The sequence below is a fragment of the Reyranella aquatilis genome (genome assembly GCF_020880995.1).
In the GTDB taxonomy this organism is placed as follows: domain Bacteria; phylum Pseudomonadota; class Alphaproteobacteria; order Reyranellales; family Reyranellaceae; genus Reyranella; species Reyranella aquatilis.
The window spans coordinates 234324-257093 of sequence record NZ_JAJISD010000003.1 but is presented as its reverse complement, the minus strand read 5'-3'; the positions used below and the strand labels follow the sequence as shown (position 1 = coordinate 257093).

Genomic DNA, 22770 nt, shown 5'->3' with positions numbered 1-22770 from the left:
CGTCGCCCCGGCCCTGTCAACGACGAAGCGGCCACCGTCGAAGGGCTTGCGAAACGCGCCCTGATTTCGCCGTCCTGCGCGGCCAGAAGGCCTGCGGCATGGCCCGGTCCGGGTCACCCGTGGTAGTGACCACGAAGTCCTTCCGTCGTTTCCGGGAATCGCGCACCGAATGCGATCTCTAGCCCGCCTCGCATGGCTCGTGCTGCTGTTCGCAAGCGTCGCGGCCTCGGCGCAAACCGTGCCGCAGCCGCAACGTCCTTTTGGCCAGCTCATCGAGCTGTGGGGGCGACAGCTCGACCGTATCGCGACCCGCACCGAGCAGGCGGACCTGCTGCCGATCGAGATCGACGGGTTGCGCGAGCAGGCAACCGACGTGCGGGCCGCGGCGCTCGCCGCCGCCGCCCTGGCGCGCAACGATCTGGCGGACACCAAGAAGCTGCTGGCGCCGCTGGAACTGAAGCCCGGGGCCGATGCGCCCCCCGAGACCGATGCCGTGAAGGCCGAACGCGAACGCCTGACCGAGCAGGCCACGGTCGCGGAGAGCCGCTTCAAGCAGTGCGAGGTCGTGATCGCCCGCGCCGACCAGCTGCTGGAACGCATGACCCGTTTGCGCGGCGAGCTGGTCCTGCAGACCCTGCTGCGCCGCGATCCCTCGCCCCTGTCGCCCAGTGTGTGGAACAAGATCGGGCCGCAGCTCGTGGCCTCGATGAAGGGACTCACCACAGCCATGGCGACCTGGAGCCGCGACGGCTTCCTGTCGCTGGGCTCGGCCAGCCCCGAACTGGTGCCGCTCGGCCTGTGGGCGGTCATCACGATACTCTTGTGGTGGGTGGGGCGATGGCTGCGTCGCCGCTTCGGACGGGGCGGCACGCATATCGACGCCCACAGCGACCAGACCATCGTGACGGCCATCGACGGGCTCGGCCTCGTCCTCGTGCCCATCCTGGCGGTCTGGCTGATCGGCAAGCTGCTGCTGGCCAGCCATCCGCCCTCTCCCATCGACACGCTGATCCCGGATGCCGTGCTGCGCCTCGTGCTGCTGCTGCTGGTCTTCGGCATGACCTCGGCGGGTCTCTCGCCGGCGCGTCCCGAATGGCGCGTGCTGCCATTGACCGACGATGCCGCGCAGTATCTTTCCCAGGCTCTGCGCCGCCTGTTCTCGGTGAGCCTGCCGCTCGAGTTCGTCTACCTGGCTTTGACGCGCGGCGAGGGACGTGACGCCGTGGCCGCGGTCGGCGCCGTCGTGCTGACCAGCGTTGTCGCCGTCCTCAGCCTTCCCGGCCTCTCCAACCGGGCCTGGCAAGCGGCCCGTCCCGAAGGCTCCGAGCTGCCGCCGATGATCGGCGGCAGCTGGTGGACCGTGGCGCGGTTCGCGCTCGTGATTGCCGTCTTCTCGTCGATCATCTTCTCGCTCATCGGCTACGCGACCCTCGGTTCGCACCTCCATTCGGCGATCTCGACGACCTGCCTGCTGATCGGCATCGCCCTGCTGCTGCATCGCCTTGTCGCCGACCTGCTGGAGGCGGCCGCGTCGCCCAATTCGCCGTCGGGCAAATGGGTTCGGCGCAGCCTCGGGCTCGCGCCCGACACCAACCTGCGCGGCCAGTATCTCGTACTGCTGGTGTTCGATGCGGCGCTGATCCTGCTCCTGTCGATCGCCATCCCTGCGACCTGGAACGTCGACACCGACGCGATCATGGACGGGTTCGGCCAGCTCCTGCGCGGCGTCAAGGTGGGCGGCGTCACCATCTCGCTGGGCAACGTCGGCATGGCGATCGTCGCCTTCTTCGTCTGCATGCTGCTCGCGCGGCTGGTGCGCAGCATCGTGCGCGACCGCGTGCTGCCGACCGTCGATGCGCCGATGCCGTTGCGCCAGTCGATCGACGCCGGTCTCAACTATGTCGGCGTGATGATCGCCATCCTGGTAGGGATCGGCGCGCTGGGGGTCGACTTCACCAACCTCGCGATCGTGCTGGGCGCGCTGTCGGTCGGTATCGGCCTCGGCCTCCAGAACATCGCCAACAACGTCATCTCGGGGGTGATCCTGCTGGTCGAACGGCCGATCAAGGCGGGCGACTGGGTGACGGTGAACGGCCACGAGGGCTTTGTGCGCCGCATCAATATCCGCGCGACCGAGATCGAGACGTTCCAGCGCACACACGTCATCGTGCCGAACAGCCTGTTCCTCCAGAACCCGGTCGTGAATCGCACCTACTCCGACACGTCGAGCCGCATCGAGATCAAGCTGACGGTGCCGATCGGCACCGACGTGAACGCCATGGAGGCGATCCTGCGCGAAGCGGCGCTGGCGCATGCCCGCGTGCTGCGCGTGCCGCCGCCGATCGTGCGCTTCGTGAAGGTCGCCTCCAGCGGGCTCGACTTCGAACTGTTCGTCTTCGTCGCCCGCCTCGAGGACCGGCTGATCGTGACCAACGATCTCAACCGGGCCATCCTGCAGAAGCTGATCGAGAACAAGATCATCGATCCCAGCCCCATCCCCGAGTTCAAGGTGCGCGGCCTCGACAAGCTGAATTTCTCGCTGCACGCCGATCCCTCGCCCGAAACGAAGGAAACCGGCTCGGAAAGGCCAGGCGATGCCGCCCCGGCGCCGTAGGGACGAGGCCCCGCCGCGCCGCTGGCCGCTCTACGCGCTGTTCGGCGCCGCCGTGCTGGCCGGCGTGGCGATGTGGGCCTACGCGCCCTCCCTGCGGCCCGAGACGCTGATCGCCCGCTACACCAACGACCGCTCCCGCTTCGTCGATGTCGGCGGCGTCAGCGCCCATGTCCGCGAGCAGGGCAATCCCGACGGCGTGCCGATCCTGCTGATCCACGGCTCGAACGGCTCGCTGCACATGTGGGAGGGCTGGGCGCGCGAGCTCGGCAAGGAGGCGCGCGTCATTACCGTCGACCTGCCGGGTCACGGCCTGACCGGTGCCTGGCCGCGCGACGAATACACGGTCGAGGCTTATGCCGATTTCATCGAGGTGCTGATCGATACGCTCCGCCTGGAGAAGGTCGTGGTGGCCGGCCACTCGCTGGGCGGTGCCGTGGCCTGGACCTTCGCGGCGACACGGCCCGACCGCGTCATCCAGCTCATCCTCGTCGATGCCGCGGGCTATCCACGCGCGAGCGGCGAGGCCCCCCTGCCGACGCGACTCGCGCGCACGCCGGTCGTCGGCGACGTCGGGATCTACTTCAAGCCGGAGGGTTTGGTTCGCCGCTCGCTCACCGAGGTCTATGCCGACCCCGCGATGGTGACGCCCGATCGCATCCGTCGCTATTCCGAGTTGCAGCGCTTTCCCGGCAATCGCGAGGCGACGCTGCAACGCGCCCGCACGCAGGAGCCGCTCGATCCGACGCCGCTCAAGCGCATGGACGTGCCGACGCTGATCATCTGGGGCGCCAAGGATCGCTGGGTGCCGGTGGCCGACGCTTTCCGCTTTCAGGAGGACATCAAGGGCGCCAAGCTCGAGATCTTCGAGAACCTGGGCCACAACCCGATGGAAGAAGCCCCGCGCGCCACCGCCGCCGTCGTCGCGGCCTTCATCGCCAACGCGCCCCTGCCGCCGCGAACGTCCGCGACGTCGGAGCCGGAAGACGACGCGGCCACCGACAACTCCGTCCAGCCCGCCGTCGTGCCGGAGAAGGAATAGACTCACTGGAGCGCGCCACTGAGTGGCGCGCTCCAGTGAGACGACGCTATTCGCTCTTCAGCAGCACCATCACCTGCGCGAAGGCGCGGTCGGCGATCTCGTCGATCTCGGCCCTGGTGCGATTCTGGATGGGATGCGGGACGTAGACGACCGCCGGCTCGAAGCCCAGCGCATCGCTTTGCGCGGTGACGCCGTCCACGAACTCGGTAGTCACGATGTTGACGCCGGGGAGCCCGCGTCCGTCGAGATTATGAAGGTCGTGCAGACTGCACGATGTACAGGAGCCTCAATCGCTTAAGGCGATCACCGCGAGCTGCGCTTCGGCCGCGATCGTCTGCATCACCGCAGCCGGCGCCACCTTTGTGTTGGTCGGCTTGCGGTAGCGCTTGGTCGCTACGCCGGCCGACTTGAAATGGCCTTCGAGCCGGTCGAGGAACTCCGCGCCGCGCGACTTGCCGATATCCATCAGCGCCACGACCTTGCCGTCGAGCGAGGCCGGCGGGGCGAGGCGGGCGCGACGCGTCGGCGAGGTCTCGGCCGTCGGATCGCGCAGCTTGCTTGAATAGTTCATGGTTACGTGTCCTTCAGCGAATCTCGTGGGTGACGGCCTGGCATTCCTCGCGCACGCGCTGACCGGGCCAGCCGCCGATGATGGCGGAGAATAGACCGGCCGGCCCGCCGGCGCGAACGATCAGCAGCCCGTCGGGCTGAAACTTGTCGACGACCTTGTCGGCCATCGAAGCCGGCAGCCCCTCCGGCACGCCCTGCGCGCCGTGGATCAGGTCGCGACCGGGCCGCTTCAGCGCCTGATGGAGCTCTTCCTCGATGCGGCGGCGGTTCCAGCCGCCTTCCTTGAAGATCCGATAATGTTCGGGCGACAGGACCAGCACCGCATTGCCCGAATCGCAGAGCTTGGGATGACCGACGCCGAACAGGCCCATCGCGAGCGAGCGCGTGAGTTCCTCCGGCGTGCGCGACTTCTGATCGATGAAGCCGTGCACGCCCTCGCCGTGGAACAGGGTGACGGCGCTCTTGCCGGCCGGGATGCCGCGGCGCTGCGCCAGCGGCTCCCAATCGGGATCGGATTCGTCCTCGGCGAAGCAGAACGTGTACTTGCCGGGATTGCCCAGCGTCGCGCGGTCCATGCCGCCGGGCAGCCCGCCGCCGACGTTGCGCACGATGAGCTGCAGCGCCCGGCCGATCGTGGCATTGGCGCGGTTGCCCTGGCCGAGCGCATTGACGCCCGAGTTCATGCCGACCGCCTTGGCCGCCGGGCCATTGATGATGACGAGCGGTCCGGAGAAATGCGTCGTGCAGAGCAGTCCGTGCAGCACGAACAGCGGATCGAGCGCGGCTTCCAGCACGCCCAGCACGACCGGCATGTATTCGGGCTTGCAGCCGGCCATCACCGCGTTGATCGCCACCTTCTCGACCGTGCAGGGCGCGAGGTTGGGCGGCACGAGGCCCACGACCTCGTCGGGCTTGCGGTCGGTGCCGCCCAGCATGCGCAGGATGCGCTCGTCGGTCGGCGGCACGACGGGCAGGCCGTCGCTCCAGCCGCGCTCGAAACAGGCTTCGATCGGATCGTCCCATTCGCCGACGGGGATCTCGCGTGACGCGAGGCCGGGATCGCCGTAGCGCGCGATCAGCGCTTCCTGGACGCCCGGTTCGACGCTGCGCGAGCCGCAGCCCGGCTGCCACGCCGGCAGGCCCTCGCCCGCAGCGGCGGCGCCGGCGAGGCGGGTCCACTCGGCGCGATCCCAGCCCACGGTGCGGCCGACCTCGCGGCCGCCTTCGTAGCGGATCAGCGTCGGCACGGCCTCGATCTTGAGATGGAACGAGCGTTCGAGCTGCTGGTCGTCGAGCACGCGGCCGACGCCCGACGGAAAGGCCGGATCGTCCTGGGTGATGACGGTGAGCGGGCCGGCCCTGTCGAGGCTCTGCATCACCGGCTCGACCAGCACGCAGGTATGGCACTCGTGCTTGGCGACGATTACCAGCCCGTCCGCGGGTAGCATCTCAATCATTCAGCAGAGCCTCCACCTGGGCATCAATGAACGCGGCATCCTCGGAATTGTCGCGCGGATTGCCGGCACGATGACCCCAGACCGACGGGATCTCGACCAGCTTCCCATACTTGAGATGCGGCAACTCTTCCCTGTTGTCGTCCGTCTGGAAATAGAGATCGGTCGCCGATGGCATCAGCAGCACCTTGGCCTTGATCCCGGCCAAGGCCATCTGCAGGTCGCCACGATAGAGATCGTTGGCGGAAATGTCGCCGTGCTGCCAGGTGAAAAGCTGGGCCAGCAGATCGTCCCTGTCGCGACGCAGGAAGTTCGCCTCCCACGACCGCACCAGGAAATCCTCGAGGCTGTCGAAGCCCAGCCCGCGCCACATCTCGCGGCGATAGAAGGTCTGGCTGAGCGCCCAGCCGGCATAGATGCGGCCCATGGCGCGCAATCCCTGCTGCGGCGTCGCGGCCGCCTGCAAGGTCGTGCGGATGCCTTCGAGGAAGACGAAGTTGTGCGGCGCGGTCTTCGCCGAGCCGCAATTGACGACGATGCGCTCGACCGCCTCGCCGAACAGCGCACCCCAGTGATAGGCCTGCTGCGCGCCCATCGACCAGCCATAGACCAGCTTCAGCCGGTCGATGCCGAACAGCTCGACCAGCATCTGCCGCTGCAGCATGACATTGTCGAAGGTCGTGACCTGCGGGAAGTCGGGCGTGTTCGACGGCGAGGAAGAAAGCCCGTTCGTCATCATGTTGGGGATGACGATGAAGTAGCGGCTGGGATCGAGGCAGTGCCGCACGTCCACCAGCCATTCGATGTCGGTGTGATGGGCGCCATAGCTGGTCGGATAGAGGATGACGTTGTCGCGTTTCGGCGACAGCGTTCCATAGGTCTTCCACACGATGCGCGCCTGCTTCAACGTGCCGCCGCGCTGCAGCCGGACATGATCCGCCGACCACACTCCCTCGCTTGTCCGCATTTCGCCCTCCCGTTCAGCCGAAGCTGCGGATGATCTCGCCGTGCGTCTGGGTATAGCTCTTCGCGACGTACTTCAGGTGCGGCCGCAGATACTTGTGCGCCTCGGGCAGATGATGGAACGGGATGTTCGGCAGCAGGTGATGCTCGGCGTGATAGGGCAGGTTCCACATCAGGAACCGCACGACGGGATTCGAGATCGTCGTGCGCGTGTTGGCGAAACCGTCGTCGCTGTTGGGACAGAGCGTGTGCTCGGTCAGCAGATAGAGCCGCAGCAGCGGCAGGCCCATCAGCAGCGGGATGAACCACACCCACAGCACCACGTCGGTCTTCAGCAGGATCGAGCCGACGATCAGCGCGGTATACAGCGCGAGCAGCCAGCGGCCCCAGCGCCGCACCTCCGGCCACGCCGATTCGTGGATGTAGGTGACGTCGCCCCGGAACCCGAACGGGAACAGGAAGATGTCGCGCACGCGGATCATCAGGAACGGGATCGAGCTGATGCGGAAGAGATAGTTCCTCCAGGTGCGCGGGGTCCCCGACGTGATCAGCTCGGGATCGCGGTCGGGATCCTGGGTGTAGCGGTGGTGGGCGAGGTGATAGTGCCGGTAGAAGCCGGCATTGTTCAGGATCGCCGCGCCCGAGAAGAAGGCCAGGAGATCGGCCATCCAGCGCGTCTTGAACGAGCCGTAGTGCACCGATTCGTGCATGGCGCCGAACAGCGAGTTGATGAACACGCCCTGCAGAAGCAGTGCCGGCAGCACCCACCAGGTGCCGCGCGTCTCCAGCACCAGCCAGCCGCCAAGGATCAGCAGGGCGAGATGTGCGCCTGTCTGGACCAGGCCCTTGGTGTCGTCGCGCGCATAGAGCCGCTTCAGGACGTCGGCCGGCACCACCCGCATCTGGCGGGCGCGCTGGCCGGTTATTGTATAGGTGCCCACAGGCCCTCCTTGTACGCGTGCTCGGTGGCCGCCTCGCGCTTCTTCTTCTCCTCCTCGCTGAGGCCGATCTGGTCGCCGACCATGCGCGAGATCGAGGGGAAGGCGCCCTTGGGCTGGACATAGTCGGGCGACCACAGGCGCGAGCGCAGCAGCGCCTTGGCACAATGGAGATAGGCCTGGCGGACCGAGACGACGATCGCGCATTTCGGCGCCTTGCCCTGCACCGCCATCGACTCCAGCAGCGCCGGATCGACCGACAGGCGCGCGGTGCCGGCGACGCGCACCGTCTCGTTGACGCCGGGCAGCAGGAAGATCAGCGCGACCTCCGGGTTCTCCAGCAGATTGCGCAGCGTATCGAGCCGGTTGTTCCCCGGCCGGTCGGCCAGCGCGATCGTCTTCTCGTCGAGCACCTTGAACGAGCCCGGCGGATCGCCGCGCGGGGTCACGTCCTGCTTGCCCGTGGCGTCGGCCGTCGAGATGAGACAGATCGGCGAGAGCGCAATGAAGCGGCCCATATGCGCATCGATGCGGCCGATGTCCTTGACGGCGGCGGTCACGCTGACCGGCGCGTAGGAGGCCACGAGAGCCGCCGCGCCCTCGGCATCGAGAAGTGCTGGTTGCGTCGGAGGAGCGGAAAAAGGCACTGAATCGGGCATCTATGAGACCTCCGGAATCTGCAGGTCAGGGTAGCAGGCACCCCTCTCGGGCGAAACCATCAGCTGAGACATGGCGTTGGTCCCGCAGACACACAGCAAAAGGAGGACCAGATGAGTGACTACGATCCGAACCTGGGCCCGGGCCGTCTCGGCTACGACCCGAAGGATCCCTACCGTGCGCCGGATGACGGACGCCCCGGTTACATACTTCTTGCCGTGCTGGCGGGCGTCGCGCTGGTGGGCGGCTTCCTCTACTTCGGCAATCCGCAGAACAGCACCGGCCCCGAGCAGGCGCAGGCGCCGATCGAGCGGACGGTGACCGAGACGCCGATGACGCCCGGCGCCACCAACCCGGATCGACCGGCCTCGATCCCGATGCCGGCGACCCCGGCGCCGGCAGCACCGCAGACCGGACCGCAGGAGTAGCGCCATGACCGACTACGATCCGAGGCTCGACAAGCCGGTCTACGACGATGTGGTCATGACGCCGAAGGCCCCCAGCCGCGGGCTCTATCTCGTGGTCGGCGTGGTGGCGGCGGTCGTTGCGGCCGTGGGCGTGATGTTCTTCTCGGGCAATACGGCGCACCAGAGCGATGTGGCGCGCAGCCCGGACCCCGCCGGCATCGGCGCGCCGGCCGATACGAGCCGCACCCCCGAGGTGCCGCGCATCACGCCCATCCCGACGACTCCCACGCCGGAACCGGTTCCGGCGCCGGCACAGCAGCACCAGTAGCTCTGCCTGCCTGTAAGACAAAAAAGAGCCCGACCGCGAGATCCGCGGTCGGGCGCACAGGCCTTTATTCTCTGCATCATCGACGTAGCATGGGCGCCTGTGGGAGCGGTCGAGTCAATCCTGCAGACCTGACCTGCTTCTATCTCATTACATCGCGAGTTCAGCCGTAAGCGCCTCGCCCAAACGGCGGAAGGTTTCGGCGCGCGCAGACGTTCGCCGCCACGAGAGGCCGATTCGGCGATGCGGCACTGCGCCTGCGAGCGGCCGCACCGTCACATCGAGACCGCGCAGGATACCGGCGTCGATCGCCATCTGCGGCATCAGCGTCACGCCCAGCCCGTTCGCCACCATCTGCGCCAGCGTGTACAGGCTGGTGCCGTTGAAGCCGGCATTGCGCCGCGCGCCTTCCAGCTCGCAGGCCGCCAGCGCCTGGTCGCGCAGGCAGTGGCCGTCCTCGAGCAGCAGCAGGTTCTCGTCGGCGATGTTGGCGGCCGGCCGGTGGCCCGCCGGATAGACGATCGAGAACGGGTCCTGGCCGAGATCCATCACCTCGAGATCGCCCAGCGCATAGGGCAGGGCCAGCAGCACGGCGTCCAGTTCGCCGCGGTCGAGGCGGTCGAGCAGGCGCGCCGTCTGGTCCTCGCGGAGATAGAGCTGCAGCTTGGGGAAACGCTCCCGCAGGCGCGGCAGGGCGCGGGGCAGAAGGAACGGCCCGATGGTCGGGATGACGCCGAGATGCAGCGGACCCGAGAGCGGATCGCGCGCCGCCTGCGCCAGGTCCACCAGGTCCTCCGCGCCCTTCAGCAGGCCGCGCGCCCGCTCGGCCACGCTGCGGCCCAGTGCCGTCGGCACGACCGATCGCTTGGTGCGCTCCAGCAGCGGCGCGCCCAGCAGATCCTCAAGTTCCTGGATGGCGGCGCTCAGGGTCGACTGGCTGACGTTGCAGGCGGCGGCGGCCTGCCCGAAGTGGCAGCGCTCGACCACGGCTTCCAGATACCGCAGCTGGCGCAGGGTGGGGACGGGCTTCATGCACCCTATATAATCGTCAAAAGCGATTATTCAATTCGGTATTTTGCGCTTTAAACGATCTTAGAACGAACCTAAGTAGCAGTGCGACCAATTACTCAAGGAGTTTCAAGCGTGTCCCTCATCAACACCGAGATCAAGCCGTTCAAGGCCACCGCCTTCCAGAAGGGCAAGTTCATCGACGTGACCGACGCCGACCTCAAGGGCAAGGGCAAGTGGTCGGTCGTCTTCTTCTACCCGGCCGACTTCACCTTCGTGTGCCCGACCGAGCTCGAGGACCTGGCCGACAACTATGCCGAGTTCAAGAAGCTGGGCGTCGAGATCTACAGCGTCTCGACCGACACGCACTTCAGCCACAAGGCGTGGCACGACACCTCGGCCGCCATCAAGAAGATCGACTACGTGATGATCGGCGACCCGACCGGCACCATCACCCGCAACTTCGGCGTGATGATCGAGGAAGCGGGCCTGGCCGATCGCGGCACCTTCGTGGTCGACCCCGACGGCAAGATCCAGATCGTCGAGATCACCGCCGGTGGCATCGGCCGTGACGCCAAGGAGCTGCTGCGCAAGGTCAAGGCGGCCCAGTACGTCGCCGCCCATCCGGGCGAGGTCTGCCCGGCCGCCTGGAAGGAAGGCGAGAAGACCCTCGCCCCCAGCCTCGACCTGGTCGGCAAGATCTAGCCAAGGGCGGAGGGGCCTCATCGGGGGTCCCTCCACTCCGCTTCGCTACATTTCAGTAGGAGTACCTCCCATGTTGGACGCCAACCTCAAGACGCAGTTGAAGGGCTATCTCGAGCGCCTGACCTTGCCGGTCGAGCTGGTGGCGTCGCTCGACGACGGCCCCAAGTCGGTCGAGCTGAAGGAGCTGCTGCAGGAGATCGCCAGCCTGTCGGACAAGGTGACCTTCGCCGAGGCCGACGAGGACATGCGCAAGCCCTCCTTCGCCATCGTGCGGCCCGGCACGGACATCTCGGTCCGCTTCGCCGGCATCCCGATGGGCCATGAATTCACCTCGCTGGTGCTGGCGCTGCTGCAGGTCGGCGGCCACCCGAGCAAGGAGGCGCAGGACACGATCGAGCGCGTGAAGAACCTCGACGGCGACTACACGTTCGAGACCTATTTCTCGCTCTCGTGCCAGAACTGCCCCGACGTGGTGCAGGCGCTGAACCTGATGAGCGTGCTGAACCCGCGCATCCGCCACACCGCGATCGACGGCGCCCTGTTCCAGGACGAGGTCGAGAAGCGCGGCGTGATGGCCGTGCCCTCGATCTTCCTGAACAGCCTGCCGTTCGGCCAGGGCCGCATGAGCCTGGAGCAGATCCTGGCCAAGCTCGACACCGGCGCGACGGAACGCGCGGCCGAGGAGATCGCGGCCAAGAAGCCCTACGACGTGCTGGTGGTCGGCGGCGGCCCCGCCGGCGCGGCCGCGGCGATCTACGCCGCGCGAAAGGGCATCCGCACCGGCATCGCCGCCGAGCGCTTCGGCGGCCAGGTGCTGGACACGATGGGCATCGAGAACTTCATCTCGGTCTCCCACACCGAGGGCCCGAAGATGGCCGCGGAGCTGGCCGCGCACGTGAAGGACTACGAGGTCGACGTGATGGACCTGCAGACCGCCACGAAGCTGGTGCCGGCGACGCAGCCGGGCGGCCTGGCCACGGTCGAGCTGCAGAACGGCGCGACCCTCAAGGCCAAAACGATCGTGCTCTCGCCCGGCGCGCGGTGGCGGCAGATGAACGTCCCCGGCGAGGCCGAGTATCGCAACAAGGGCGTGGCCTACTGCCCGCACTGCGACGGCCCGCTGTTCAAGGGCAAGCGGGTGGCGGTGATCGGCGGCGGCAATTCCGGCGTCGAGGCGGCGATCGACCTCGCGGGCCTGGTGAGCCACGTCACGCTGATCGAGTTCGACAGCCAGCTGCGCGCCGACGCGGTGCTGCAGGCCAAGCTCCGCTCGCTGCCCAACGCTACGGTGATCGTCTCGGCGCAGACCACCGAGGTGCACGGCGACGGCGCGAAGGTGACGGGCCTCGCCTACAAGGACCGCACCACAGGTGAGCCCAAGACGATCGAGCTCGAGGGCATCTTCGTGCAGATCGGCCTGGTGCCCAACACCGAGTGGCTGAAGGGCGTGATCGAGCTCAGCCCGCGCGGCGAGATCGAGATCGACGCCAGGGGCCAGACCTCCGTCCCCGGCATCTTCGCCGCCGGCGACGCGACGACCGTGCCCTACAAGCAGATCGTCATCGCCATGGGCGAGGGCGCCAAGGCTGCGCTCTCGGCGTTCGACCACCTGATCCGGAGTGCGCCGGCCCAGCCCGAAGCGTCGGCCTCGGAAGGGCTGAAGGCGGCTTGAGTTACGCCGCCCGTCGCGGACGGCCACCCTTGCGGCCGTTGGCGCGGGCGGCGGCAGCCTTGGCCTTGGATTTCGTCTGGCCGGCGCGGCGGGCCAGCTCCGACATCATCCAGGCGCGGGTCCCGAACACGCCCATCAGCAGGCCGGGCACGGTGAAATCGGCGTCGAGGGCGGGCCAGTGCAGCCCGTGGCCGGCCCCGAGGATCTCGATCTCGGCCAGTTCCGCATCGGTCGCCTGCACCAGACCCTGCAGCGAACGCGCCGGAAAGACGAAGCTGCAGCCGTTGGTCAGGTCGACCACGACCCGGCCGGTCCGGCGTTCATAGTGCGCGCGCTCGGCCTGCGGCTCGGTCACGGCCCGGCGACGGCCGCGCGCCAGGGCGCGGTCGATTTCGCGATCCATCTCGGCCTTCGATCGATCACCGGCCATCTCGATCTTCCTCATCCTTCGGCGCCGGGGACCCGGCCCCATGCCGTCGGAACGAGAATAACCCATCGGACAGGATAAGGAATTGCCGTCCCGACGAGGGCGGCAACCCTCGCGTGCCGTCTCACCCCGGCATCTTGTCGATGAAGCCGACCACGGACGCGAGCCGCCCGTCCGGCGCCAGGGTGCAGAAATCGACGCCCTCGACGACCGAGGGCCCGTCGGCCGGACCCAGCGACCAGGTGAAGCGCAGATAGCGCGCCCCCGCACCGCCGGAGGGGCCGCCCGCGGGACCGCCCGGGGACCCACCGTGCGCGTCGACCGGCGAGGTGCGCTTGAGCACGAAGCCCGGGAACTTCGCCTGCACGCCCGCCAGCATGGCGTCGATCCCGGCATGCCCGTCGCCCGCCATCACCGGATCGCGGTAGATCCCCGTCTCGGTCCAGGCCGCGGCCAGGCCGGCGCGGCGGCGCGCGTGATCGGTCTCGTTCCAGGTGGCGACGTAGGCCTCGACGACGGCGTCCGGCGTGGCGGTGGGATGGGACATGGCTTCCTCCTGCGGATGGTTGATCCACGCGGGAGATAGGCCAGCACAGGCGAGGCGGCGATTGTCTGCGAGGTAATGAGGGACACTGGCCCGACGAACCTCTGATGACTACCATGACGACCAATGAACGCTGTCGAGATTGAACAAGCAATTTCTACCCTCGCCGAACGGCCGTTCGATCGGGTCGAGTTCCCGTTCGCCTTCCTCGAAGCGTTTGGCAACAAAGAAACTACGCTCAAGCGCCTGCGTAGCGGCGCCTCGAATAAGTCCGACCTTGGCGGTGTTCTCCAGACCAACAACATCCACATCAACGTCGCCGCTCCCGGCGAGGTCACGAAGACGCTCGCAGCGCTGAAAGCCAGCCCGGCGACGGACCGTGCCAAGGCGAAATTCATCTTGGCGACCGATGGCGAGACGTTCGAAGCCGAGGACCTCGCGAGCGGCGAGACGGTCGCCTGCGCATATGCCGACTTTCCCGACCATTTCGGTTTCTTCCTGCCCCTCGCCGGCATCACGACCGTCACGCAGATCCGCGAAAGCTCCTTTGACATCCGGGCGACCAGCCGCCTGAACCGGCTCTATGTTGAGCTACTGAAGGACAACCCGGAATGGGGTACCGCCCAGCGCCGCCCCGACATGAACCACTTCATGGCGCGGCTGATCTTCTGCTTCTTCGCCGAAGACACCGACATCTTCAACGGCACCGGACTATTCACCGCCACCATCGAGCAGATGAGCGCGCGCGACGCATCCAATACCCACGAGGTGATCGCCGAACTGTTCCGCGCGATGAACACGAAGATCGCCGACCGCGCCGAAGCCGGCATCGCCAGATGGGCGGACGTGTTCCCATACGTGAACGGAGGCCTCTTCGGCGGCAGCCCGGAGGCCCCGAGATTCAGCCGCATCGCGCGCTCCTACCTTCTCCATATCGGCAACCTCGACTGGAGAAAGATCAACCCAGACATCTTCGGTTCGATGATCCAGGCGGTCGCCGAAGATGAGGAACGTGGGGCGCTCGGCATGCACTACACCAGCGTGCCGAACATCTTGAAGGTGCTGAATCCACTGTTCCTCGACGATCTACGCGCCCGCTTGAACGATGCTGGAGATAATTCCCGCACGCTGTTGAACCTTCGCAGACGACTGTCAAAAATCCGGGTCTTCGATCCGGCCTGTGGCTCTGGCAACTTCCTGGTGATCGCCTACAAGGAGATGAGAGCAATTGAGGCTGAGATCAACAGGCGGCGAGGCGAGTCTGCTCGGCGCAGTGAAATCCCGCTCACCAACTTCCGAGGGATCGAACTGCGCGACTTTCCGGCCGAGATCGCGCGCTTGGCGCTCATCATCGCTGAGTATCAGTGCGATGTGCTTTATCGCGGCCAGAAGGATGCGCTCGCCGAGTTTCTACCGCTGGATGCCGAGAACTGGATCACTTGCGGAAATGCCTTGCAATTGGATTGGCTGAGCATCTGTCCACCTACGGGGATTGGTGTGAAACACCAGGCGGACGACCTATTCCACTCACCGCTCGATCAGGCACAGATCGATTTCGAGAACGAGGGCGGTGAAACCTACATTTGTGGGAATCCGCCCTACTACGGAAGCCGGCGGCAGCAAGAACTGCAGAAATTGGATCTCAAACAACTAGCCGGAGCGACAATCCAAAAATGGAAATCGCTCGACTATGTATCTGGATGGCTACTTAAAGCGGCAAGCTACACCAAAATTGAGCCGTGCCGATTTGCATTTGTCTGCACAAGCTCTATTTCTGAAGGACTTCAAGTGTCACTGGTGTGGCCACATATTCTTGATGGACGACAGGAAATCTACTTCGCGCATCGCCCGTTTAAGTGGTCCAACCTTGCCAAGAGCAACGCCGGCGTTTCAGTCGTCATTGTGGGCGTGCGGCCATTATCGGATAAAGGACAGGTAAAAATATACACCAACGAAAGCGTACGTATCGTTGATCGCATAAATCCCTACTTGGTGCCCGCTGCTACCGTCTACATAGAGACTCGCCCAAAGCCTTTGAGCGACATTCCGCGGATGACGATGGGAAGTATGCCGAGAGACGGCGGACATCTCATTCTCGATCAAGATGAGGCGCGGAATCTACTAGAAGCTGCTCCCGTTGTAGGCCGTTGGACTAGGCGATATGTCGGTTCAGCGGAGTTGATAAGAGGTAGCGTGCGACACTGTCTCTGGATTGACGACGGGGACGTGGCGTTGGCTCGCAGTGTTCCAGAGATTTTGAAGCGTCTTAACGCGGTAGCCGAAATGCGAAGGCAGAGCCCGCTTGAGTCTACGGCCGAGTTCTCTAGTAGGCCGCACAGATTCGTCTATCTCGCCGGCGAGAGCAAAGTTCGAACTGTTGGTATTGGCGGTGTGTCTTCTGAAAGAAGACCATATCTTCCCGTAGACGTCTTTGACTCACGAACAGTGCTCAGCAACCTCGCCTTCGCAATTTACGATGGGCCTCTCTGGAGTATCTCGCTACTCGCGTCGAGGCTGCATCTAGTCTGGATTGCCGCAGTTTGCGGTAAGATGAAAATGGATTTCAGATATTCCAATACGCTTGGTTGGAATACCTTTCCTGTTCCTCTGCTAACCGACAAAAACAAAGCTGACCTTACTCGTTGCGCCGAGGATATTTTGCTGGCGCGTGAAGTGCATTTTCCCGCTTGTATCGCGGACCTTTACGACGAGGACAGTATGCCTGCAGACCTGCGTGAAGCCCATGAGCGCAACGACGAGGTGTTGGAGCGCATCTATATGGGTCGCCGCTTCCGCAACGATACAGAGCGGCTGGAGAAGTTGTTCGATCTCTACACAAAGATGACGGCGGGGCAGGGGATAGCCAGAAGGCGGAGAGCGGAGGCACTCCCGTGACCGACGATAGAACCTCTGCCCCATCCGTCTCGGTCTCATACGCTCGTAGTGGCCGGTCGACCCAGGCGAATGCCTTGGGCATGCGGCCAATGCAGGAACGCGCATATGAAAGACGGGGCGAGCAATACCTTCTCATCAAGTCGCCGCCGGCCTCGGGCAAGAGCCGCGCGCTGATGTTCATCGCCCTCGACAAACTCTACAATCAGGAACTCAAGCAGGCGATCGTCGTCGTACCAGAGAAGGCGATCGGCGCGAGTTTCAACGATGAGCCTTTGACGACGTTCGGTTTTTGGGCGGACTGGACCGTCTTTCCGAAGTGGAACCTGTGCAACGCTCCCGGCACCGACGGCGGCAAGGTCAATGCCGTGAAGGCCTTTCTGGAAAGCACGGACAAGGTGCTGGTCTGCACCCATGCCACCTTCCGCTTCGCCGTCGATAAGTTCGGCGTCGATGTGTTTGACGACCGGCTGATCGCCGTGGACGAATTCCATCACGTCTCGGTCAGCCCGGATAACAAGCTCGGCTTTCACCTAGGGGAATTCATCGCCCGCGATCGGGTCCATATCGTGGCGATGACCGGCTCCTACTTCCGGGGCGACGCGGAGGCCGTGCTGTCTCCGGCGGACGAGGCGAAGTTCGATACCGTCACCTATACCTATTACGAACAGCTCAACGGCTATGAGCACCTGAAGCAACTCGACATTGGCTACTTCTTTTATTCTGGGTCTTATGCCGACGATATCCAGAAGGTGATCGATCCCGCCGAAAGGACGATCATCCACATCCCGAACGTCAATGCGCGCGAAAGCACGAAGGACAAGATCAGGGAGGTCGAGCATATCCTCGAGGCGCTTGGCGAATGGCAGGGAACCGATCCTGCAACCGGCTTCCAGTTGGTCAAAACCCGCGAGGGTCGCATCCTCAGGATCGCCGACCTGGTCGATGACGATCCATCCAAACGCGACCGTGTCTCCGCCGCACTTAAGGACTCGGCGCAGAAGAACAACCGCGACTATGTGAACATCATCATCGCGCTGGGCATGGCGAAGGAAGGCTTCGACTGGATCTGGTGTGAGCATGCGCTGACCATCGGCTACCGATCGAGCCTCACTGAGATCGTGCAGATCATCGGCCGCGCGACGCGCGACGCGCCGGGCAAGACGCGGGCCCGCTTCACCAACCTGATCGCCGAGCCCGACGCCTCTCAGGAGGCCGTCACGGAGGCCGTCAACGACACCCTGAAAGCCATCGCTGCGAGCCTGCTGATGGAGCAGGTGCTGGCGCCCCGCTTCGAGTTCAAGCCGAAGAACCCGGCGAATGGGCCGATCGCAGGCTTCGATTATGGTGAAGGTGGCTATGACCCGCTGAAGTGCAATGTCGGATACAACGGCGAAAGCGGCCAGTTCCAGATCGAGATCAAGGGGCTTGTCGCGCCGAAGAGCACGGAAGCGCAGCGCATCTGCCAGCAGGACCTCAATGAGGTCATTGCTGCCTTCGTCCAGGACAAAACGACGATCGAGCGCGGGCTTTTCGATCCCGAGCTGGTGCCGGAGGAATTGACACAGCTCCGCATGGGCAAAATCATCAAGGACAGGTACCCCGAGCTTGACGAGGAGGACCAGGAGGCCGTGCGGCAACATGCGATCGCCGCCATCAACTTCGTCCAGAAGGCCAAGGAAGTCGCGACGGGTGAAAGCACGCCGAACACAGCCTTCGTCGATGGCATTCGCAAGTTCGCCCTTCACGTCAAGGAACTGGATATCGACCTGATCGACAGCATCAACCCCTTCAGCGAAGCTTATTCGATCCTCTCCAAGTCCATGAGGGAGGAAAGCCTGAAGCAGGTGCAGGAGGCGATTGCAGGCAAGCGGCTCAGTCTGACTACGGAAGAGGCTCGCGAGCTTGCCCGACGGGCCTTGAGGTTTAAGCAGGAGCGCGGTCGACTGCCGTCGATCACCTCGCTCGATGCCTGGGAACGGCGCATGGCCGAGGGCGTGGCATTCCTCGTGCGCATGAAGGCTGAGGCGGCCCGTGGCTAGGTTCACCGACGAGGATGACGCCCTTCTGGGAGAGCTCGGCGTCGAGGTGGAGACTAAGAAGCATGCGCGCCATACGCCACGCGAGGAGCGGATCATTGCCGGCTTCGAGGAGATTCAGCGCTTCGTCGATCAGCACGGCCGAGCGCCGGAGCATGGGGAAGAGCGGGACATATTCGAGCGGCTGTACGCGGTGCGACTCGACCGGTTGCGCGCGCAGGATGACTGCCGTGCGCTTATCGAGCCTCTCGATCATCAGGGGCTTCTAGCGGAAGGGAAGCGCCCCCGGCCGGGCTTCTCGGAGGCGATCGATGATGACGCTCTGCTGGAACAGCTCGGCGTGACCGCGACGACGCCTTCCGACATCAGCCAGTTGCGCCATGTGCGGTCGGCCGTCGAGAGGCAGGAAGCGGAGGAGATCGCCAATCGCCAGAAGTGCGAAGATTTCGACCGCTTCAAGCCGCTTTTCCAACAGGTGCAGGCGGAACTCGACAGCGGTTTTCGGCGGACGCGGCCCTTTGAACTCAAGGCCGAGATCGAGGCCGGAGGCTGGTTCATCGTCGGTGGTCAGAAGGCCTATGTCGCAACGGTGGGCGACATCTTCACCAATCCGCAGGGCCGTACCGACGCGCGGCTGCGGGTCATCTTCGACAATGGCACCGAGAGCAATATGCTCATGCGCTCGCTGCAACGTGCCCTCAACAAGGATGAGGCGGGGCGGCGGATCACCGCGCCGGTCGCCGGGCCGCTCTTTGCCGGCGAGGCTGCCGAAGGAGATCAGGCCAGCGGAACCATATATGTGCTTCGAAGCAAATCAGATCATCCCACAGTCGCCGCGAATCGCAATCTCGTTCACAAGATCGGCGTCACTAATCTAAGTGTGGAGCGCCGGGTTGCTGGAGCACGACTTCAGCCTACTTTTCTGATGGCAGATGTAGAAGTTATCGCGACCTACAAGCTGTTCAACTTGGGTCGTTCCAGACTCGAAAATCTGATCCATCGGATCTTCGCACCGGCGAGGTTGGAGATTGAAATTCTGGACCGCTTTGGGCGTCCTTTCGTTCCCGAAGAATGGTTTTTCGTTCCTCTGAAAGCGATCAACGACGCTGTGGAGAAGATCATGAACGGAACGATCGGTCAGTATGTTTACGATCCAAAGCAGGCTTCGCTCGTACAAGTCCCCAATCTAAGTAGCTCGGATCGGTCGCCCCCGCCTTGATCCGCTTGCAGCCCCGTCTTCATCACAAGCCACGCAACGCATCTTGAACGATGGAAACAACGATGTCGCCCCGCATTCGGCCTGTGGCTGGCAATCGTTCGGCTAGAGTTTGCACCGCCCGCCAAACCTCGGCCTTTTCCATTGCGGCGCATACCTCTTTGGATCGCTCACCAAATAGCTCTTTTGCCTCCGGTTCTTTCAATCCGATCATTTCACAAGTCGCGGGTATCTTCTCGCGATCATCGCTGCACCCGTACTCCCTCCAGACCAAGTCAAAGGACATCTGTCTGAACTTCGCTTCGGCCGCCGCGCCTGCGGCGATCTCGAAAAAACGCACGCTCGCCCATTCGAGTGGATCAATTTTCATAAGTTTAGTGAACAAGATGAGCCGCTGTTCCAGCGTCCAACGAGTGCCATCCTTGAGACCGAGACGCTCGCCGGCTTCCTTCATGTCCGGCGTAATCGGCATTTCCATCACGGAGACATGTGGATTGCCCTCGTCCATTTCTATCCAACGGATAGCATTCGCATTGGTGATGCCTGCGCGGCCTATCGATAAAACGCGGGCGACGGCATGACCACTCTCATGGAAGGCAACGTCTTTCCGCACGCCCCAACCGAAAGTCATTTGCCTCCGACCTTTCCCGCAAAATCCTTCCGGAATAATTCCACAACAGCGACGCCGTCGATAGCTCGCCTTCCAGAGTCCCTTGAACTGGTCGATCAGTGACGAATTTCACGAGGTCGGAACGCAGGTCAGCCGGGGTTCCCGCATGGCCGAGCGGTTCCGATACCCGATTTCATACCCGATAGTATCCGATTCGGCGACGCGCAGTGTTCGTGCCCATGCTTCGAGACGGCCGCTCCGCGGCCTCCTCAGCATGAGGAGGGGGTGGGTCACCCCCCCGCCGCCTTGATCCTCTCCTCCAGCATCCCGCGGATCGGCGCATCTGCCGGCAGGAGCGCCAGCAGCGTCTTCCAGCGCTGCAGCGCCGCCGGCTTGTTGCCCGCGGCTTCGGCGGCGACGCCGAGGTAGAACAGGGCGAGCGCGTTGCGCGGCTCGGCCTTCTCCAGCCGCTCCAGCACGGCGACGGCCTGCGGCGACGGCACGGCGCCGGGCGCCAGCTGACGCACATGCGCCTCGGCCCAGTCAGCCAGGATGCGCGCGTCGACGGGGGCCAGCGTGTCGGCGCGGCCGTAGGCGTCGGCGGCGTTGGCGTTCTCGCCCAGCACCTTCCAGGCATTGGCCAGGCGCAGCCAGCCGGCGCGGTCCTGCGGCGCGTCGGCGAGGCGCGCGGCCAGCCCCTCGACCATGGTGCGGATCGCCTGCTGGCGCTGCTCCGGCGGGAGCTGGGCCATCGCCTCCTGCTGCTCGCGGCTGGGCGTCGGCATGGTGGATTGCGGTGTGGGTTGCGCGGCGGGCGGCACCTCGATCCCGGCGGCCTTCGCCACCCGCGCGATCTCGGCGCGCAGCATGCCGAGCCAGGGCGCGTCGGGCGGGCTCTTGGCCTCGAGCTCGCGCCAGCGCGCGATGGCGGCGCGCGAATCGCCGCTCTGCGCCTCGTGCAGGCCGAGATAGTAGAGCGTGCCGACATCGTCGGGCCGCGCCTTGAGCGCGCGCCGCAGCGCGTCGACGGCCGGCCCGGTCACGGTGCCGCCGGCCTCCAGGGTGAGGCCCTCGCCCAGCGCCGCCAGCGCCTCGGGATCGTCGGGGTTCTCCTTCAGCCGCTCGCGCGCCGACTTCAGCAGGCCCGCAACGTCGAACTGCTGGCCGGGGGCGGCGTGCGGGGCGCCGCGGTCGGCGCCACGGTCCGCGAAGGGCGCGGCGGGCAGGCCCGGCCGGCCGGTCTGCAGGTAGAGGCCGAGCGCCAGCAGCGGCACGAAGAGCGAGAGCGCCGGCGGCAGCCATTTGTGCCAGGCGTCGGATCTGGTCGCGGCCCGGGACGCGGCGGCGGCGTCGCCGGCGGCCAGCATGCGGCGCTCGATCTCGGTGCGGGCGGCGGCGGCCTCGGCGGCCGGCAGGCTGCCGGCAGCGCGCTCGCGCTCCAGCTCGGCCAGCTGGTCGCGGTAGATCGCCAGCTCGGCCTGCAGCCGGTCGTGGCGGTCGAGACGGCGCGCCAGCAGCGGCCACAGCAGCGCGCCGACCGTGGCGGTGGTGAGGAGGGCCAGCAGGAATTCGAGCATGGCCCGTCAGCCCTTCAGGAGCGCGTCGAGGCGGCGGCGCTCCTCCTCGTCGAGCGGCTTGGGCGGCACGATCGGTTGGGCGCGGCGGCGGCGGGCGGCGACCAGCAGCGCGGCACCCGCGACCAGCAGCACCAGCGGCGCGCCCAGCCACAGGACCAGGGTGCCGGCCTTGAAGGGCGGCTTCAGCAGCACGTAGTCGCCGTAGCGCGCCACCATGAAGGCGAAGACGTCGCGGTCGCTGTCGCCGGCGGTCAGCCGCTCGCGCACGGCGCGCCGCATGTCGCGCGCCACCTCGGCGGAGGAATCGTCGATCGACTGGTTCTGGCAGACGACGCAGCGCAACGACCGGCCGATCTCGCGCGCCCGGGATTCGAGCGCGGGATCGGGCAGGATCTCGGATGGCTCTACGGCGAGAGCGGGGAGGGTGAAGAGGAGCAGGAAAACGCAAAGCCAGCCCTTCAGGCTCCTCTCCCCCGCCAGGGGGAGAGGCTGGGTGAGGGGGCGGCGCACCCCCTCACCTGACCTCTCCCCCAAGGGGGAGAGGAACATGAAGAAGAGGCGACGGGACCCGATCACTTCACCGTCCCCTTGAGGAACGGCAGGATCGTCTCGGTGAGATCCCGTTCGGTGATCGGCCCGCGATAGTGGCGGCGCACGATGCCGTTGCCGTCGATCAGGTAGGTCTCGGGCACGCCGGAGAGGCCCCAGTCGAGGCCGGTCCGGGCGTCGAGATCGAGGCCCGCCAGCTTGAAGGGATCGCCGAGCTTCTTCAGCCAGGCGAGCGCGTCGTCGCGCTTGTTCTTCCAGGCGATGCCGATGATGGTCGCGCCCTCGCGCTCGGCGAGCCGCGTGAACAGCGGATGCTCGGCGAGGCAGGGCGTGCACCAGCTCGCGAAGAAGTTGACGATCACCGGCTTGCCGGTGCGCAGATCGGCGTCGGTGAGCGGCGCTTCGCCCGGCCGCAGCGCCGGCAGGTCGAGCTTCGGCGCCGGCCGGCCCACCATCACCGAGCCGATCGAGGCCGGGTCGCGGCCACTGGTCAGCGACCAGGCGAAGAAGCCCGCCATCAGCGCGAGCGTCAGCAGCGGCAGGATGAAGAGGAGCCGGCGCATG

At 65.5% G+C, this 22770-nt stretch carries 21 protein-coding genes; 9 read left to right on the top strand and 12 right to left on the bottom strand.

Going from position 1 to position 22770, the window contains the following annotated elements:
- The first annotated feature begins 169 nt into the window (after positions 1-169).
- Complete coding sequence (locus LJ725_RS09370; protein ID WP_230550389.1) at positions 170-2614, top strand: DUF3772 domain-containing protein; 2445 nt, start codon at positions 170-172, stop codon at positions 2612-2614.
- On the top strand, positions 2595-3653 hold the full coding sequence (locus LJ725_RS09365; protein WP_329958353.1) for an alpha/beta fold hydrolase: 1059 nt from the start codon (positions 2595-2597) through the stop codon (positions 3651-3653). The genes LJ725_RS09370 and LJ725_RS09365 overlap by 20 nt, the downstream gene beginning before the upstream one ends.
- Before the next feature lie 46 nt (positions 3654-3699).
- Here the strand turns inward: LJ725_RS09365 and LJ725_RS29125 are convergent, their stop codons facing one another.
- Genes LJ725_RS29125 through LJ725_RS09335 form a run of 5 tightly spaced genes read right to left on the bottom strand, consistent with a single transcriptional unit; the run spans position 3700 to position 8237 of the window.
- Positions 3700-4224 carry a UGSC family (seleno)protein gene (locus LJ725_RS29125; RefSeq protein WP_273701383.1) on the bottom strand — a complete coding sequence of 175 codons (525 nt, stop codon included), beginning with the start codon at positions 4222-4224 and terminating at the stop codon, positions 3700-3702.
- A 13-nt stretch (positions 4225-4237) separates the two neighbouring features.
- On the bottom strand, positions 4238-5680 hold the full coding sequence (locus tag LJ725_RS09350) for a thioredoxin family protein (protein ID WP_230550386.1): 1443 nt from the start codon (positions 5678-5680) through the stop codon (positions 4238-4240).
- Positions 5673-6644, bottom strand: coding sequence for an alpha/beta fold hydrolase (locus LJ725_RS09345; protein ID WP_230550385.1), 972 nt, complete (start codon positions 6642-6644; stop codon positions 5673-5675). The genes LJ725_RS09350 and LJ725_RS09345 overlap by 8 nt, the downstream gene beginning before the upstream one ends.
- 13 nt (positions 6645-6657) lie before the next feature.
- Positions 6658-7581 (bottom strand): fatty acid desaturase, encoded by a 924-nt coding sequence (locus tag LJ725_RS09340; RefSeq protein ID WP_230550384.1) that lies wholly within the window; start codon positions 7579-7581, stop codon positions 6658-6660.
- Complete coding sequence (locus LJ725_RS09335; protein ID WP_230550383.1) at positions 7563-8237, bottom strand: MSMEG_1061 family FMN-dependent PPOX-type flavoprotein; 675 nt, start codon at positions 8235-8237, stop codon at positions 7563-7565. Before LJ725_RS09335 ends, LJ725_RS09340 begins: the two co-directional genes overlap by 19 nt.
- A gap of 111 nt (positions 8238-8348) precedes the next feature.
- On the opposite strand from LJ725_RS09335, the gene LJ725_RS09330 reads away from it, so the two are divergent.
- Positions 8349-8663 carry a hypothetical protein gene (locus LJ725_RS09330; RefSeq protein WP_230550382.1) on the top strand — a complete coding sequence of 105 codons (315 nt, stop codon included), beginning with the start codon at positions 8349-8351 and terminating at the stop codon, positions 8661-8663.
- A gap of 4 nt (positions 8664-8667) precedes the next feature.
- Positions 8668-8970: a hypothetical protein gene (locus LJ725_RS09325; RefSeq protein ID WP_230550381.1), complete on the top strand. Its 303-nt coding sequence runs from the start codon at positions 8668-8670 to the stop codon at positions 8968-8970.
- A gap of 147 nt (positions 8971-9117) precedes the next feature.
- Here LJ725_RS09325 and LJ725_RS09320 read toward each other — a convergent pair whose 3' ends face one another.
- Positions 9118-9999, bottom strand: a complete 882-nt coding sequence (locus LJ725_RS09320; protein ID WP_230550380.1) for a hydrogen peroxide-inducible genes activator — start codon at positions 9997-9999, stop codon at positions 9118-9120.
- 111 nt (positions 10000-10110) lie between these two features.
- Here LJ725_RS09320 and ahpC point away from each other — a divergent pair, with 111 nt between their 5' ends.
- Together ahpC and ahpF are read left to right on the top strand one after the other, a co-directional pair.
- Positions 10111-10680: an alkyl hydroperoxide reductase subunit C gene (gene ahpC / locus LJ725_RS09315; RefSeq protein WP_230550379.1), complete on the top strand. Its 570-nt coding sequence runs from the start codon at positions 10111-10113 to the stop codon at positions 10678-10680.
- A gap of 70 nt (positions 10681-10750) precedes the next feature.
- A complete protein-coding gene (gene ahpF, locus LJ725_RS09310; RefSeq protein ID WP_230550378.1) occupies positions 10751-12352 on the top strand; it encodes an alkyl hydroperoxide reductase subunit F in 1602 nt (533 codons plus the stop codon).
- A 1-nt stretch (position 12353) separates the two neighbouring features.
- Here ahpF and LJ725_RS09305 read toward each other — a convergent pair whose 3' ends face one another.
- Together LJ725_RS09305 and LJ725_RS09300 are read right to left on the bottom strand one after the other, a co-directional pair.
- Positions 12354-12782: a DUF2442 domain-containing protein gene (locus tag LJ725_RS09305; protein ID WP_230550377.1), complete on the bottom strand. Its 429-nt coding sequence runs from the start codon at positions 12780-12782 to the stop codon at positions 12354-12356.
- A 121-nt stretch (positions 12783-12903) separates the two neighbouring features.
- Entirely contained in the window at positions 12904-13326 is a 423-nt protein-coding gene (locus LJ725_RS09300) for a nuclear transport factor 2 family protein (RefSeq protein ID WP_230550376.1), read from the bottom strand.
- A 123-nt stretch (positions 13327-13449) separates the two neighbouring features.
- On the opposite strand from LJ725_RS09300, the gene LJ725_RS09295 reads away from it, so the two are divergent.
- The 3 genes from LJ725_RS09295 (at position 13450) to LJ725_RS09285 (ending at position 19473) form a co-directional block, all read left to right on the top strand.
- Complete coding sequence (locus LJ725_RS09295) at positions 13450-16218, top strand: class I SAM-dependent DNA methyltransferase (protein ID WP_230550375.1); 2769 nt, start codon at positions 13450-13452, stop codon at positions 16216-16218.
- 80 nt (positions 16219-16298) lie between these two features.
- Positions 16299-18257 (top strand): DEAD/DEAH box helicase, encoded by a 1959-nt coding sequence (locus LJ725_RS09290; protein WP_268990561.1) that lies wholly within the window; start codon positions 16299-16301, stop codon positions 18255-18257.
- The gene (locus LJ725_RS09285) at positions 18250-19473 is read left to right on the top strand and encodes a GIY-YIG nuclease family protein (RefSeq protein ID WP_230550373.1); all 1224 of its coding nucleotides are present in this window, start codon (positions 18250-18252) and stop codon (positions 19471-19473) included. Before LJ725_RS09290 ends, LJ725_RS09285 begins: the two co-directional genes overlap by 8 nt.
- 22 nt (positions 19474-19495) lie before the next feature.
- Here LJ725_RS09285 and LJ725_RS09280 read toward each other — a convergent pair whose 3' ends face one another.
- The 4 genes from LJ725_RS09280 to LJ725_RS09265 form a co-directional block, all read right to left on the bottom strand.
- Positions 19496-20101, bottom strand: coding sequence for a hypothetical protein (locus tag LJ725_RS09280; protein ID WP_230550372.1), 606 nt, complete (start codon positions 20099-20101; stop codon positions 19496-19498).
- Positions 20102-20370: 269 nt separating this feature from the next.
- Positions 20371-21657 carry a c-type cytochrome biogenesis protein CcmI gene (gene ccmI, locus LJ725_RS09275; RefSeq protein WP_230550371.1) on the bottom strand — a complete coding sequence of 429 codons (1287 nt, stop codon included), beginning with the start codon at positions 21655-21657 and terminating at the stop codon, positions 20371-20373.
- A gap of 6 nt (positions 21658-21663) precedes the next feature.
- Positions 21664-22119 (bottom strand): cytochrome c-type biogenesis protein, encoded by a 456-nt coding sequence (locus tag LJ725_RS09270; RefSeq protein WP_268990580.1) that lies wholly within the window; start codon positions 22117-22119, stop codon positions 21664-21666.
- A gap of 110 nt (positions 22120-22229) precedes the next feature.
- On the bottom strand, positions 22230-22769 hold the full coding sequence (locus LJ725_RS09265) for a DsbE family thiol:disulfide interchange protein (RefSeq protein ID WP_230550369.1): 540 nt from the start codon (positions 22767-22769) through the stop codon (positions 22230-22232).
- Position 22770: the final 1 nt, after the last annotated feature.